The following is a 12842-nucleotide window of genomic DNA, read 5'->3' as shown; positions in this document are numbered from 1 at the left end:
ATGGTGTCCACTTAAATTAGGTGGACACCATCGCCTTTGGCGTCGGGGTCAGGAAGGTGAGTTGGCCGGACGGTTACTGTACAACGGCCCACGTGACGTCTCGGTCAAGGATGTACCGGACGCGAAAATCGAAAAGCCTATGGACGTGCTGGTACGCATTACCACGACCAACATCTGCGGTTCTGATTTGCACATGTACGAGGGCCGAACCTCGTTCGAAGCCGGGAGAGTTTTTGGTCACGAAAATCTCGGTGAGGTAATCGAGGTAGGGGCAGGGGTCGACCGGGTCAAAGTCGGTGACCGAGTCTGTCTACCTTTCAATATCGGCTGCGGGTTCTGTGAGAACTGTGAGAAAGGCCTCACTGGATTCTGCCTTACAGCGAATCCTGGTGCTGCGGGCGCGGCTTACGGTTTTGCCGAGATGGGCCCGTATCAGGGCGGGCAGGCCGAGCTGCTGCGTGTGCCCTATGCGGATTTCAACTGCCTGGTGCTGCCGGAAGATGCCCAGGAGCGTGAGGATGACTATGTCATGCTCTCGGATATCTTCCCTACAGGCTGGCATGCAACAGAGCTTGCCGGTTTGCTGCCGGGTGAAAGCATTGCGATTTACGGCGCAGGGCCTGTCGGCCTGATGGCGGCCCATTCGGCAATCATCAAAGGCGCGTCCCAGGTGTTTGTCATCGACAACCAACCGGATCGCCTGCAACTCGCCGCGCAGCTTGGCGCAACCCCTATCAATGCAGTCGAGCAGAAGGCCGTGGAAGAGATTATGAACCTTACTCACGGCAAAGGCACCGACAGAGGCTGTGAGTGCGTCGGTTACCAGTGCTGCGACAAGCATGGCCATGAAGCGAACTACCTCACCATGAACAACTTGGTCGCTTCAACCAAGGCCACTGGTGGCATAGGCGTGGTTGGAGTGTTCGTGCCAGAGGATCCTGGAGCGAAAAACGAACTGGCGAAGCAGGGCAAGATGGCCTTCGACTTCGGTGCGTTCTGGTTCAAGGGCCAACAGATCCGGACAGGCCAGGCGAATGTGAAGGCCTATAATCGCCGCCTGGCAGAGCTCATCCATCATGGGCGCGCCAAGCCCTCGCAGATCATTTCCCATCGTTTGAAACTGGCCGAAGGCCCAGATGCCTACAAGCACTTTGATGCGCGGGATGATGGCTGGACGAAAGTGGTGCTCAAGCCTGCGGCCTGATCTGCTCTCACTGCTTCCAGGGACGGAAGCGTGGTGAGGAGTGCAACCTGTATATTTTAGAAGCAACCTTTACCGGCTTGTCAGTGCGTTATCACCCGGCAATTTCCAGTTGCGTGTTCTTGCGCCACCCTCGCAGATTCATGGCGCAGAGACAGAACTGCAGGATGATCAGAGCCCAGGCATGTGCTTGCCAGCCCCACACAGCCCACAGCACGTTGCTTGCGATGAAGCAGCAAAATCCTATCTTCCTTCTACCCGGACGACGCGAACCAATGCACCAGGCTGCCAGTACGGTCATCACCATGGCGGGCCATTCAAGTAATCCAATCCAATATTCCATGAAACCTTCCAACTGATGATGGGGTATCTGAAGCTGATCACCTGCCAGCGTCCTGAGCGCTGGCAGGTGATCGCTCGACTAAGCCGCTCGCTGCTCGCCCTTGAGCATCTTTTTCTGCATTTCCATCGTTCGCCCCAGCTCCTCGAGGGTGTCCTTGCTGAGCAGCTTCTTCGCCGTGGGGAACAGCTCGCCTTCTTCTTCCGCGATGTGATGCTCCAACAGCTCTTTCATGACCTTGACCCGCCCGGCGAATTCGACGGTGCCAGTTTCGGTATGCAGCAGGTCGGGTAGGACGAGCGAATCGACAGTCCGGTGCTCCTCCTTGGCCTCGTAGTACATCTTCGCTTCTTCCTTGCCTCCCGCTTCCTTGATGGCCGGATAAAGAATTTCTTCTTCGAGCGCGGTGTGAATCTGCAGTTCCTGCTCGATCCTGTGGAGTAACTCGGCCCGTTTCTTCACCGCTCGCTCGGTGGTGGTCGACAATTCTTCGAGTAGCTTCTTCACCAGCTTGTGGTCTTGAATCAGCAAGTCGATAGCGTTCATTGGCGTTACCTCATCACGGATGGGATGTAAGAACTTGCCTCTGGTTGAGTCCCCGCCAAACGACACGGTTCAATGGAGATGATGTCTGGCGTCACCGTTCAGGATGGCAACCACTGATGGCCATCGCAGCTCTGAGGGCTGCCAGGTGAGTCAAGCCCTGCGGAAGGTTGCCCAGATACTGCCCCGTCTGCGGATCGACCATCTCCGAGTAGATGCCTACTCCATGTGATAGCCCTTTCAAAGCGTCTGCATAGGCGGCTTCGGCGCGTTCCTGGTTACCCAGAATGGCCCAGGCTTCGATTAACCAGAATGTGCAGGCTAAGAAGCAACCTTCCTCTTCCTGTGCATCGGTGCAGCGATAATGGAAAGCGCCGGCCCCTAGATCATGATCAATTGCTTCCAGCGTGCTGCGCATACGTTCCTTGCTTGGGTAGCCGAACCTGACGGCCAGTGCCAGTGAAGCGTCCAGTCGGTCGCTGTCTGGATAGAACAGGTAAGCCTGGCGTTCTTCGCTCCAGCAGTGCGCCTCGATCCATTGTTGGATGCGCTGTCGCTCGCGATCCCAGCGTTCACGGCAGGTGGTGGGAAGGTGGCCGCCATCTGCCAGTTCGATGGCCCGGCTCAAGGCTTGCCAGCAACTGACCTTGGACATCGTGTAGTGCTGTTTTTCCGGCAACTCCCAGATACCGGCATCCTGCTGACGCCAACAGTCGGCGCACTGGTCGGCAAGGCCTGAGAGGAGCATGGCGCTCGGGGAATCAAGAATGTTGCCGCTGTCGATGAAGCAGCGCGCTGTTTCGAAGATATCGCCGAACACACCGTGTTGGAGCTGGTCGCGGGCATCATTGCCGACGACTGGAGGGGAGTTCTTGTAGCCAGGCAGATCGACCGGGCGCACGCAATCACCGATTGCACCGTCCAGGGTATAGAACACCCGTGGCCCATGTTCATCCAACCGGCGCAGTAGCCAGGTGAATGCAGCCTTAGCCTCTGGCTGTGCGCCGATGCCCAGAAACGCCTCGATGGTGTAGCCGGCATCGCGTATCCAGGCGAACCGGTAGTCGTAGTTCTTGCAGCCGCCAATCCGTTCGGGAAGGGACGAAGTCGCTGCCGCCATGATCGAGCCACTTGGAGAGGACAGCAGAAGCTTGAGGGCCAGCGCATTTCGGATGACCTGAGTCTGGTACGGGCCGTCGTAGACCAGTCCCTTCGACCATTGGCACCACTCCCGGTGCGAGCCGTCGATGCGTTCATCGATCAGGGCCAACGGCGGTGCCACCAGGGGCTCATCACGCCCTGCGATAATTGCAACCACTGAGCGTTGTCCAGCTGCAAGGCTAAGGACAGCACGGACGCCCATGTCGTCTTTGCGTTCGATGTGCACATGATGGTCGTGCAGGAACATGCCGAGTATTCGCCCCGCATGAAAAACGCAGGCATTGTCATTCGGCGCCACGTAGGGGCTTACCGTGTCGGCTTGGGTTCCGAAGTCGATGGCTAACTCGAAATCGACCGCACCCTCGACACACTCAATGCGCCTGGCGAGTTCGGCCCAAGGCAGGCGTCCGGCTGGCCCGCTGTTCAAGGATTCCGTCAGCCGGGCACGACCCTGAGTGGTGATGAAAATTGTCTCAAGGACGTTGCTGTCTGCTAAGTAGCGGCGCTCAGCAACGAACGGCTCGCTAGGGGTAATGGAAAAGAAGCCTCCTGTTTCAGGGGCCAGCAGCTTGTCGAATAGGGGTGGTGAATCCATGTGCGGCACACACCACCAGTCGATGGAACCGTCCAGGCCAATCAGTGCCACGGAACGCCCATCGCCGAGCGCACCATACTGCTCCAAGGGCAACCATCCACCCTCATCTCGTTGAGGTGCACCCTGTTGAGCTTCTACCGGTTCTCTTTCCATCAGCATGCCTTCGAGATCACGTGTTCTCATTCCGACAGGGCTATCTGGCGTCTGGTTCGTCTTATGTGAGCGCTGCGTAAATAGAGGGAATTTAGAATTGGCATGGATATCTCATGTAAAGCGAGACACAAGGGAGCTTCGTTGCCTCGCATTTACCCTGCAGGGAACAAGAACAAAAGGGGGCTTACATGAGTTGTCTGATTTGCGCGGGGCAAGCTGAGTCCGTTGAATGCACCGGTGGCTGGGAAGAGCGACACTGTTCTCAATGCGGCTGTTACCGAATGTCCCAAACGCTCATTCTGGTGATGATGGAAGAGGGTCAGATTTTTGATACCGAGCGGATGCGGGCCTGGCTGGTATCTCGGCGCGAACTGATGCCCATCCCTACCATCGACCATAGCCAGGCGATATTGGCACTCTAAACGGACATGGGTTCTACCACTGACAGCCTGTTGTCTTACTCGGCAGGAATGATTGAAATCTTTCCATTGCGTTCGACGATAGCGAACTTCACTTGCTCAATTTTTTCGATGCCTTGGCTGTCTCGTGCTGACTCGAGGATATCGTCCTCCGTGAGTCGTGCCCGACGCATGCGGTGATGCAGAAAGCGCCCATTCTCAACAACCAGGGTAGCGTGCCCGTCCAGAAGTCGGGCCAAGGGCTTGGAGTTCAGCTTTGCTAGTGAAAGGCCGACGTCCAGTACGATCAGCGTGGCGATCACCAGCGTGGCATTGGTGAATGAAAAATCGTCACCCAGAAGCGCCTGCTGGGTGGCTTCCCCGATGATCAGCAACAACACGAAGTCGAAGGTCGTCAAATCGGCCAGCGAGCGCCGCCCGGCCACGCGAAACAGCAGCATGAGGGCGACATACATTCCGGCTGCGCGGAGGATCGAATCCATGACGCACTCCTAGGGGTAAAGAAATGTGGAGAAGTGAACGGCGCTTTCAGGGCCAGCCCTGACGCTGCCCTCCAGAGTGCCTACGTGCTCACTTCGAAGGGTCAAGTACAAGGTGGCGACCCCATCTTCTTTAGTACCCAATTGGAACAGCAGGGCCTGGCCATGCGACATCGACTGTTGTGGCTCCGGTTGCAACGTCTCGATACTGGCGTCACGGAGCAATGATCCCTCGATTTGCACTTCCACCGGCTGACCAGGGATACCCTGAACGGTGATGAATAGACTGTCTGTCGTGCCGCTTCGGCTGAGGCGCTGGTACTCAACCCGTACCCGGCCATCCTGGCTCACCACCTCGGCATCGCTCAACGGGCCATTACCGAACAGGCCTGCCAAGGCAAGCAATACGATGGCCACGAGCACGTACCAGCCCACGCGCTCGAAGCGCCAGACGCGCTGCTGCATCGGTATATCTTCATGAACAGGGTGACGCCTGGATAGCAGTTCATCTTCCGACATGATCACAGCCCTCAGGCGCGCTCGCCGCGTAACCAGCGCTGGTGATAGTGGGAAAGCCGGGTCAACCCGAAAACGGCGCCTTGGCGCATCACTTCAGACCGCTCGCCGAAGAAACGCTGAGTGCGCGTGAAAACGGCAATTGGCTCGCCGGCGAAAGCCCACGCAAAGCACATCGTCCCCGGTGGTATCCCGGATTCGGGTGCCGGCCCGGCTACCCCGGTGGTGGCGATCACCACGTTCGCATCGCTGTCTCTCAAGGCGCCCAAGGCCATTTCCCAGGCTACTGCTTCGCTGGTCAGGCCATATCGTTCGATGGTTTCGGCGCTGACGCCCAGCAAGCGCTTCTTGGCGCTGGGCGAGTAGACGACATAGCCGCTTTCCAGCACCTCGCCGGTACCCGGTACCGCCGCCAACAAAGCCACAAGGCAGCCCGCAGTGCACGATTCTGCTGTGCTCAAAATCAGTTTGTTGTTTTTGAGATAGCCGAGAGCGGCCAGTACAGGGTCGTTTTCCATTTCAGAATCGACTCGCTTGTTTTGCGGTGGACGCGATGCTGGGGTATTTGGTTCATCGCATCTAATGCCCGGCTATCTCGGGGAGTGAACCTGACCTGAACTTTGCCTCGTACATTGGCTTCTTTTATTCAAAGACAAGGGTAGGAGAGCAAGATGAAGAATGAGAGCGATAGGCAAAATGCAGGTGCGCAGACGAGGCCGCATGGGGAAGAGGAGCGAGACAACGATGCTCATCGTCCGGACGGATCAACGGGGACAGCCCACGACTCCACGGCGCAAAAAACGGCCCGTGATCACGATCAGCAAAAACGCTGAAACTGCCCACGAAAAGGGTTTGAGGCTCGCCAACTCGGCGAGCCTCTTTTCGCTAAAGGATCGGTTTACCGCCAGTCACTGCGTAACGTGAGCCACTGATGTAGCTGGCCTCGTCGGAGCCCAGCAGCACGTAGATCGGCGCGACTTCGACCGGCTGCCCCGGGCGCCCCATCGGGTAGCTGGAACCGAAGTTCTTGACGGCCTCGTCCGGCATGGTTGCCGGAATCAAAGGCGTCCAAATAGGGCCTGGCGCGACGCTGTTGACCCTGATGCCTTTCTTGGCTAGCAACTGAGCCAAGCCAGCAGTGAAGTTGGCAATGGCTCCCTTGGTCGTGGCATAGGCCAGCAGGCTGGGGGATGGATCGTCGGAATTGACCGAGCTCGTATTGATGATCGAGCTTCCCTTGGGCATGGAAGGCAGAGCCGCCTGGCAAATCCTGAAGATCGCGGTGATGTTGGTATCGAAGGTCTTCACCCATTCGTCATCGTCGATTTCTTCCAAGGTCTCGTGGGACATCTGGAACGCCGCGTTGTTGACCAGGATGTCGATGCGCCCGAACTGGCTAACGGTCTTTTCGACGATGTCGTAGCAGTGCTGTTTCTGCGCCAGGTCTCCGGGCAACAGCAGGCATTGACGGCCTGCGGACTCAACCCAGCGCGCGGTTTCTTGGGCGTCTTCATGCTCATTCAGATAAGCGATGGCGACGTCGGCTCCTTCACGGGCATAGGCAATCGCTACTGCCCGCCCGATGCCGCTGTCTGCTCCGGTGATGAGTGCAATCTTGCCTTCGAGTCGATTGTGGCCGGTATACGATTGCTCACCACAATCCGGGTAGGGCTCCATCTTGCGCTGTGAGCCGGGGACATTTTGAGGCTGTGAAGGGAAGGGCGGGGTAGGGAAGTCTCGCATGGTGGAAGCTCCTGCAGTTGAGAACGCTTGTTATCGTTCGAACGGAGCTAAGGGCCGACGTTGAGATGAATTCAGGGTTTGAACGACGGGCGGTCACTCCTTCTATCTCCATTGAATTATCGGGAATTGGTCGGCTCTACCGCTGACCCGTGTCGCGCTTTCTGTGTGAGGCTCCACTACATCCAGCTGGCGTGACCCGCGCCCTCCAGGTGCCTGAGGCATCACCGGAGGGCGCGAAGCAGAAAGCTGGACTCAGCCTGCCAGCGCTTTGATCAACTGTTCGTTGAAAGCCGGAATATCGTCTGGCTGGCGGCTGGTGATCAGGTTGCCGTCCACTACAACCTGCTCATCCACCCAATTGCCGCCCGCATTGCGAATGTCGTCCTGCAATGTCTTGTAGCTTGTCATCCGCTTGCCTTTGGCCAAGCCACTGGACACCAGGAGCCAGCCTCCGTGGCAGATGACGGCCAGCGGCTTGCCAGCCGCGTCGTGGCTCTTCACCAGGTTCTGCGCACCGGGGATCAAGCGAATCGTGTCGGAGTTCTGAACGCCGCCGGGCAGCACGAGGGCATCATAGAGATCGAGTTGGGCACCTTCGAAGGTTGCATCCACGGCAAACTCGTCGGCGGGCTTGTCGTGATTCCAACCACGCACAGTGCCTTCCTTATCAGCGAGGATGTCGATCACCGCACCAGCTTTCTCCAAGGCCTCACGAGGCCCTGTTAACTCGACTTGTTCAAAACCATCAGTCACCAGGAAGGCAACGCGCTTGCCACTCAGTTGTGTACTCATCTTTGAATCTCCATTTTCGATAAAGCTGACAGGGGAGGCCTCAACGGCGTCGACGTTGGGCATGAGCGATGAGAAGTCCCGCGAGCAGACCGATGACTGCCGCACTTAGCAACAGCGGTATCTTGTCTTTAGGGGTTAGGCCGATGCCGTCCATGCTTCCCGGCCTACCTGTTGGCGTGGACAGATTCTCGGAGGACTCCAGTGCGTCGGAACTGCGGTTCAATGGTGTGTCCGGACTGGACTGAGCGACGGGCTCAACCTCCTCAGCCGTGGCGCTGACGTCCAATTGGTTCAGCTTCAACGCTGTGCCGTCCACCAGGGTCAGTGTCAGGTTTTCAATGTCTCCCGCTGCGCGACCTGGAAAAACCGGTTCGCCTGCAGCATCGAGGTTGTCGTAAATGAAGCGCTTGCCCTCCAGCCAGCCAACGGCTGTGAGTAACTCGGGGCCGAGGTAGTATTTTCCATCGAGGAAGAAGCCTGGAAACTGGTGAGCGCGTTCGACGTTCTCCACGGAGTAACGCTCACCCGCCTTCATGCCTGTTGTTGGATCAATCATGACCACGACCTCCGTATGCTGGTATAGCCATGGAGGTTGCCGAGGCAGTACGTGTTCCTAAGGGATGACCAATGGACTTCAGTCCAATCTGTTGGTGGGTGGCCGGTGGTTGAGCGCAGGGTCTGCCGTCTGACTTTTCAATTGAATTTTTACGCGTACATCCCCCTCTGTAAATTTGGGTCAAAGGGAGATACTCACGTGCCTGGGCAGCAATTATTTGTTATCGATTACACACTCCATGGCGAGAGCCGGGCGTTCATTATTCGCTTGGAAAAAATGGACGATCCCGTGGCCTGGCACTGGGCTAGTTGCGATGCCGGTGTTGGCATCATCCCGCGATTCAGTCAGCAGAACATCAAGCTGGTCAGTCGTCCAATGGCAGAGGGCTATGGCATCGCGAACGTGAAGTGGCGACTTGCCGGCAATGGCCCTGAATTCATTCCCCAACCTATCGATGTCGGCAAATTTTCAGGTGCTGGAGAAGGTGCCTGAACCCCTGAGGCCGGCCACTTTTTTGGAGATGTTGCTATGCAGCCTAAAACCGAAGGCTCTGAAGAGAAAGGCCCAAGCGACTTACCTTTCATTAACGATCCGGAAAAGCCCACGTCGCCTCCTTTGAATGACGCTGATGCCACTGAAGCAGCCGAGGCAGAGGAAGACATTGAGGATGACGGCCAACCCATATGAGCCAGGAGGAGCACACGATGGACAATTACCACCTCAGCCCTACAGCAAATGGATGGGAATTGAAGAAAGCCGGTGCTGAACGCGCCTCCAAGCGAGCGGCGACTAAGCATGAATTGGTCAGCGCCCTCGCAGATTTCTTTGATGGCAAGACGGCATCGGTGAAGATCCATAAGGCGGATGGCACTATCGAAGAGGAGCGCACCTACCCACGATCTGCTGACCCGCGCCGTAGTAAAGGTTGAAGACCGTAAATGCCTGTGATCTCGGCATCGAAGTCACGGATGTCGGGGGTGTGTTCAGGTGGTTGATGGCCAGCTTTCTCATGGGCAAGCGCATACGATCTACTGTCGCCTTGAGGGCGTACCGGATACTTGTCGATCAGCAGGGGCTTGATACGCCGCAAAAGCTTGCGCAGGCCACACATGCGACCCTTGTGAGGCTGCTCGGGCAGGCTGGGTATGCGCGATACGATGAATCCACTGCCCGACGATTGCATGCCCTTGGTAAGAAGGTAGACGCGGAATTGGGTGTTCAACTTGAGGCGCTGCGGGACGATCCAGGTTGTGAGAACTTCAAGCGCTGGCTGCTAAGCTTCGAGGGTATAGGCCCTAAGACGGTGGAGATTTTCATGCGAGAGGCGCTTGGCTATTTGTCAGTGTCGGAAGGCCATTGAGCGGATGACGGCGATTGGCCTCCATCGACGCGCGTCCAGATGAGTGGAACACTCAAAGAATCAATTATGGACTGGAGAGGGTGATGAAGCTTGACATCGAGAGTTTATCGCTATCAGGGAAGACAGTAGTTGTCGTGGAAGATGATCCAACGCTTCAGACCCTGCTGGTGGAGATCCTAATCGAGTTGGGCGCCGCCTGCGATGCCTTCGATAACGCCGAAGACGCTTTGATTCACTTGATGGGACTTGGGAGCGACTGCTCGTTGATCGTCGCCGATCACGGTGTTCCTGGAAGCATCAAAGGCATGGAGTTCATCTCCATGGCCCACGAAAGGTGGCCAAGATTACCAGCCATTCTCACCTCGGGCTATCAGCTTGATCCATCGCAGGTCACCCCACCTGTCACTTACCTGTTCAAACCATGGTCAATTGACGAGCTCGCTGAAGCTATTAACCAGGCGCTCAGCTCTGCAAGTGTTCCGCCAGCTCTGCCCGCATCGTCCGACCATAACGCTCTTTAGCGCTGCAGGTTGTCTCGATCTGCATCGTCCGCCCGCTGCTCGCTAGACATTTGGTGGGGCGTCTCGCAGTGGCTGCCCATCGCCTGATATTCCTTGCGAAGTTTATGGATTTCTCGATTGTCGAGTGCTTCAAGATCGAGCACCGACTGCTCTGCGGATTTTGTAGCACGGATAAGCTCGTCGAGCTTCACGTGGATGATGTCGTTGTCCCGGTTCTGGGTATTCTGAATCAGGAAAACCATCAGGAATGTGATGATGGTGGTCGACGTATTAACGATGAGTTGCCAGGTGTCGTTGTAGTGAAACCAGGGCCCGGATGCAGCCCATGTGGCAATTAGTACCACGGCGATCAAGAAGGTACTCGGTTTACCGGCGTGGTTAGCGAGCGATTGGCAGAACTGGGCGAATTTCATGACGATAACTCCAATGCGACCTATCGGTTTTGACAGCAGAGGAGCGCTGAAATCTTTTTTTACATTTCGCCGTGATGATGGACGAACGTAGTAAGTGCAGCGGAACGACGTGTTTAGCCAGAAAGTCAAAAAATAATCGAAAATTCTCCCAAGGCTTCTGCGCAGATGACCTTCATCGTCTGGTTCGCCATGCTGGGTGCAGTGCTCCTGCTACTCTCGCTTTCATCCTCGTACCTGCGCTGGATTCCAGTTACAACGTCCGTTGTGTGCCTTGGCTTAGGTATGGCTCTGGGAACATCGGGCCTGGGTTTCCTACAGCTCGACTTGAGCAAGTCGAGTGGCTGGATGGAGCACCTCACCGAAGTCGCGGTGTTGTTTTCGCTGTTCTTCAGTGGCCTGAAGTTGCGCTTGCCCTTGCACAACCGCAGCTGGTTGAGCGCTTTCTATCTGGCGGGGCCGGTGATGTTGCTCTGCATCGGTGGGGTAACGCTGGTGCTGCATTACGGCCTCCACCTGGGGTGGGGAGTGTCCGTTCTGATTGGAGCTATCCTGGCACCCACAGACCCGGTGCTGGCAACCCTGGTACAGGTGGTTGATGCCCAGGACGATGATCCTGTCCGTTTCAGCCTGTCCGGTGAGGCAGGGCTCAACGATGGAGTGGCTTTTCCCTTCGTCATCCTCGGCCTGTTCCTGCAACAGGATACCGGGCAAGCCTGGTTCTCTAGCTGGCTCCTCAAGGACATGCTGTGGGCAGTCACTGCAGGTCTGCTGCTGGGCTATTGGATGGGGCGTGGCTTGGGCAAACTCACGCTTTTCTTGCGTTTGCGCAACGACGACAGCACCGTGTCGCCCAACGACTATCTCGCCCTTGCCCTGATCGCGCTGGCTTATGTGAGCGCCGAGACTATTCAGGCCTATGGGTTTCTCGCGGTGTTCGCTGCGGGCCTCGGTTTGCGCCAGGCGGAGGTTCACACCTCAAATAGCCCCGAGGATCCAGCTGCCGAGCATCTAGTACAGCCTGTGGTAGGACACCAGCATGTCGCGCCGGAGCTGGCCGTCAAAGGTGATGTGGAAGGGCTCGATGACTCACAGGTGGCAGCGGGGATAATGTTGGGGGACATGCTGGCATTCGGTAGCTTGATCGAGCGGGCACTGGAAGTGTTTCTCGTCACCATGCTCGGGGTAGTGCTCATTGAACATTGGGACTGGCGGGCAGTGCTGGTAGCCGGCGCCTTGTTCTTTGTCATTCGCCCCGTCAGCATTCTGCTTTTCCCGGCTCGGGGAATGCTGGATATCCGTCAGCGCGGGCTTCTGGGGTGGTTTGGCATCCGAGGTATCGGCAGCTTCTACTACCTGTTCTATGCCCTCAATCATGGGCTGCTTCCCACCTTGGCCGCACAGAGCATTAGCTTGGTTTTGTCGGTGGTGGCGTTGAGCATTCTGCTACATGGATTGAGCGTTCAACCGCTGCTAGCCAAATACGAAGCATGGAAGGGGTAGGCAGCGTTCTTTGGATCAAGCTTCTACTTGCGGCGGGAGCGTTACTAATTTGTTGATCAGCGAGGCGAGATCAGAAATCTCCCAAGGTTTGGGGAGAAATGCTGTCCGAGCAGGCAGCAAACCGGTGTCGATTACTGCGTCGCCCGAAGTCAGAATCACTGGCAGGGTAGGCCATCGACGCCAAATCTCGTGTGCAAGGCCTAAACCGTCCATGCTTCCAGGCATATGAATATCGGTCATCACCAAGCTAGGGACATCCTTATTGCAAAGGTAATGCAACGCCTCGTCAGCATTTGCGCAGCACGTCATAGCAACGGCGTAGAGTGACGAGAGGCTCTCGGCAGTTAGGTCTCTCAGGAGGTCGTCGTCTTCCACAATGAGGATGGTTTTCGGCATGTAAGGTTTGCTCGCGGGTCATATGCATTAGGGCTCTGGGCCTCTACGCCGTTGCTCCTGGGCGATAAGTGGTGCCCTAGGGAATCTCCGAACAAGCCTTCAGTTATGCGAGAATCCCCGCAACACCTGATCCGAGCCGCCCATGAGCCAGATG

Annotated in this window: 18 protein-coding genes and 1 pseudogene; 8 read left to right on the top strand and 11 right to left on the bottom strand. The window is 56.8% G+C overall.

Annotation, left to right across the window (positions count from 1 at the left end; all coding sequences use genetic code 11):
* Positions 1-139 precede the first annotated feature (139 nt).
* A complete protein-coding gene (locus tag AC07XM_RS30295) occupies positions 140-1204 on the top strand; it encodes a glutathione-independent formaldehyde dehydrogenase (RefSeq protein WP_371919289.1) in 1065 nt (354 codons plus the stop codon).
* A 91-nt stretch (positions 1205-1295) separates the two neighbouring features.
* On the opposite strand, the gene AC07XM_RS30290 is transcribed toward AC07XM_RS30295, so the two are convergent.
* The 3 genes from AC07XM_RS30290 to AC07XM_RS30280 all read right to left on the bottom strand — a co-directional run bounded on the left by AC07XM_RS30290 (position 1296) and on the right by AC07XM_RS30280 (position 3933).
* Positions 1296-1544, bottom strand: coding sequence for a hypothetical protein (locus AC07XM_RS30290; RefSeq protein ID WP_028698527.1), 249 nt, complete (start codon positions 1542-1544; stop codon positions 1296-1298).
* A 78-nt stretch (positions 1545-1622) separates the two neighbouring features.
* Positions 1623-2087, bottom strand: coding sequence for a PA2171 family ribosome-binding persister protein (locus tag AC07XM_RS30285; protein WP_028697831.1), 465 nt, complete (start codon positions 2085-2087; stop codon positions 1623-1625).
* A 91-nt stretch (positions 2088-2178) separates the two neighbouring features.
* A complete protein-coding gene (locus AC07XM_RS30280; protein ID WP_028698528.1) occupies positions 2179-3933 on the bottom strand; it encodes a glycoside hydrolase family 15 protein in 1755 nt (584 codons plus the stop codon).
* Between the two features lie 248 nt (positions 3934-4181).
* Between AC07XM_RS30280 and AC07XM_RS30275 the strand changes: the two genes are divergently transcribed.
* A complete protein-coding gene (locus AC07XM_RS30275; RefSeq protein WP_131812211.1) occupies positions 4182-4415 on the top strand; it encodes a hypothetical protein in 234 nt (77 codons plus the stop codon).
* A gap of 35 nt (positions 4416-4450) precedes the next feature.
* Here the strand turns inward: AC07XM_RS30275 and AC07XM_RS30270 are convergent, their stop codons facing one another.
* The 6 genes and pseudogenes from AC07XM_RS30270 to AC07XM_RS30245 all read right to left on the bottom strand — a co-directional run.
* Positions 4451-4894 carry a DUF421 domain-containing protein gene (locus tag AC07XM_RS30270; RefSeq protein WP_028698529.1) on the bottom strand — a complete coding sequence of 148 codons (444 nt, stop codon included), beginning with the start codon at positions 4892-4894 and terminating at the stop codon, positions 4451-4453.
* Positions 4895-4903: 9 nt separating this feature from the next.
* Positions 4904-5410, bottom strand: coding sequence for a hypothetical protein (locus AC07XM_RS30265; RefSeq protein ID WP_028697828.1), 507 nt, complete (start codon positions 5408-5410; stop codon positions 4904-4906).
* Between the two features lie 11 nt (positions 5411-5421).
* Positions 5422-5925, bottom strand: a complete 504-nt coding sequence (locus tag AC07XM_RS30260; protein ID WP_028697827.1) for a CinA family protein — start codon at positions 5923-5925, stop codon at positions 5422-5424.
* Positions 5926-6292: 367 nt separating this feature from the next.
* Positions 6293-7150, bottom strand: coding sequence for an SDR family oxidoreductase (locus AC07XM_RS30255; protein ID WP_028697826.1), 858 nt, complete (start codon positions 7148-7150; stop codon positions 6293-6295).
* Positions 7151-7402: 252 nt separating this feature from the next.
* Complete coding sequence (locus tag AC07XM_RS30250) at positions 7403-7942, bottom strand: type 1 glutamine amidotransferase domain-containing protein (RefSeq protein WP_028697825.1); 540 nt, start codon at positions 7940-7942, stop codon at positions 7403-7405.
* 291 nt (positions 7943-8233) lie between these two features.
* Positions 8234-8498 (bottom strand): annotated as a pseudogene (locus AC07XM_RS30245) (SDR family oxidoreductase); the annotation flags it as partial.
* A gap of 198 nt (positions 8499-8696) precedes the next feature.
* Here AC07XM_RS30245 and AC07XM_RS30240 point away from each other — a divergent pair.
* From AC07XM_RS30240 to AC07XM_RS30220, 5 genes are all read left to right on the top strand, one after another.
* Complete coding sequence (locus tag AC07XM_RS30240) at positions 8697-8990, top strand: DUF6555 family protein (protein WP_028697823.1); 294 nt, start codon at positions 8697-8699, stop codon at positions 8988-8990.
* A 36-nt stretch (positions 8991-9026) separates the two neighbouring features.
* Complete coding sequence (locus AC07XM_RS30235) at positions 9027-9185, top strand: hypothetical protein (protein ID WP_162838439.1); 159 nt, start codon at positions 9027-9029, stop codon at positions 9183-9185.
* A gap of 17 nt (positions 9186-9202) precedes the next feature.
* Positions 9203-9427 carry a DUF2188 domain-containing protein gene (locus AC07XM_RS30230; protein ID WP_028697822.1) on the top strand — a complete coding sequence of 75 codons (225 nt, stop codon included), beginning with the start codon at positions 9203-9205 and terminating at the stop codon, positions 9425-9427.
* Entirely contained in the window at positions 9424-9858 is a 435-nt protein-coding gene (locus AC07XM_RS30225; protein ID WP_028697821.1) for an HhH-GDP family DNA glycosylase, read from the top strand. The genes AC07XM_RS30230 and AC07XM_RS30225 overlap by 4 nt, the downstream gene beginning before the upstream one ends.
* 83 nt (positions 9859-9941) lie before the next feature.
* Positions 9942-10379, top strand: a complete 438-nt coding sequence (locus AC07XM_RS30220) for a response regulator (protein WP_028697820.1) — start codon at positions 9942-9944, stop codon at positions 10377-10379.
* On the opposite strand, the gene AC07XM_RS30215 is transcribed toward AC07XM_RS30220, so the two are convergent.
* Positions 10376-10792 (bottom strand): low affinity iron permease family protein, encoded by a 417-nt coding sequence (locus AC07XM_RS30215; RefSeq protein ID WP_028697819.1) that lies wholly within the window; start codon positions 10790-10792, stop codon positions 10376-10378. The two genes, AC07XM_RS30220 and AC07XM_RS30215, sit on opposite strands and share 4 nt — an antisense overlap.
* A gap of 165 nt (positions 10793-10957) precedes the next feature.
* Between AC07XM_RS30215 and AC07XM_RS30210 the strand changes: the two genes are divergently transcribed.
* Positions 10958-12292: a cation:proton antiporter gene (locus AC07XM_RS30210; RefSeq protein ID WP_028697818.1), complete on the top strand. Its 1335-nt coding sequence runs from the start codon at positions 10958-10960 to the stop codon at positions 12290-12292.
* A gap of 15 nt (positions 12293-12307) precedes the next feature.
* Here the strand turns inward: AC07XM_RS30210 and AC07XM_RS30205 are convergent, their stop codons facing one another.
* On the bottom strand, positions 12308-12688 hold the full coding sequence (locus AC07XM_RS30205) for a response regulator (RefSeq protein WP_028697817.1): 381 nt from the start codon (positions 12686-12688) through the stop codon (positions 12308-12310).
* Positions 12689-12842: the final 154 nt, after the last annotated feature.

It is taken from the genome of Pseudomonas sp. GW460-LB5 (genome assembly GCF_059423245.1).
Note: the sequence above shows the minus strand (reverse complement) of the source record. Positions and strands in the feature narration are given on the sequence as shown.

Excerpts from the sequence above, each read along its gene's own strand:
- AC07XM_RS30295 (WP_371919289.1), top strand. The coding sequence starts at position 140 with ATGGACGTGCTGGTACGCATTACCACGACCAACATCTGCGGTTCTGAT.
- AC07XM_RS30290 (WP_028698527.1), bottom strand. The coding sequence starts at position 1,544 with ATGGAATATTGGATTGGATTACTTGAATGGCCCGCCATGGTGATGACC.
- AC07XM_RS30285 (WP_028697831.1), bottom strand. The coding sequence starts at position 2,087 with ATGAACGCTATCGACTTGCTGATTCAAGACCACAAGCTGGTGAAGAAG.
- AC07XM_RS30275 (WP_131812211.1), top strand. The coding sequence starts at position 4,182 with ATGAGTTGTCTGATTTGCGCGGGGCAAGCTGAGTCCGTTGAATGCACC.
- AC07XM_RS30270 (WP_028698529.1), bottom strand. The coding sequence starts at position 4,894 with ATGGATTCGATCCTCCGCGCAGCCGGAATGTATGTCGCCCTCATGCTG.
- AC07XM_RS30265 (WP_028697828.1), bottom strand. The coding sequence starts at position 5,410 with ATGTCGGAAGATGAACTGCTATCCAGGCGTCACCCTGTTCATGAAGAT.
- AC07XM_RS30260 (WP_028697827.1), bottom strand. The coding sequence starts at position 5,925 with ATGGAAAACGACCCTGTACTGGCCGCTCTCGGCTATCTCAAAAACAAC.
- AC07XM_RS30255 (WP_028697826.1), bottom strand. The coding sequence starts at position 7,150 with ATGCGAGACTTCCCTACCCCGCCCTTCCCTTCACAGCCTCAAAATGTC.
- AC07XM_RS30250 (WP_028697825.1), bottom strand. The coding sequence starts at position 7,942 with ATGAGTACACAACTGAGTGGCAAGCGCGTTGCCTTCCTGGTGACTGAT.
- AC07XM_RS30235 (WP_162838439.1), top strand. The coding sequence starts at position 9,027 with ATGCAGCCTAAAACCGAAGGCTCTGAAGAGAAAGGCCCAAGCGACTTA.
- AC07XM_RS30230 (WP_028697822.1), top strand. The coding sequence starts at position 9,203 with ATGGACAATTACCACCTCAGCCCTACAGCAAATGGATGGGAATTGAAG.
- AC07XM_RS30220 (WP_028697820.1), top strand. The coding sequence starts at position 9,942 with ATGAAGCTTGACATCGAGAGTTTATCGCTATCAGGGAAGACAGTAGTT.
- AC07XM_RS30215 (WP_028697819.1), bottom strand. The coding sequence starts at position 10,792 with ATGAAATTCGCCCAGTTCTGCCAATCGCTCGCTAACCACGCCGGTAAA.
- AC07XM_RS30210 (WP_028697818.1), top strand. The coding sequence starts at position 10,958 with ATGACCTTCATCGTCTGGTTCGCCATGCTGGGTGCAGTGCTCCTGCTA.
- AC07XM_RS30205 (WP_028697817.1), bottom strand. The coding sequence starts at position 12,688 with ATGCCGAAAACCATCCTCATTGTGGAAGACGACGACCTCCTGAGAGAC.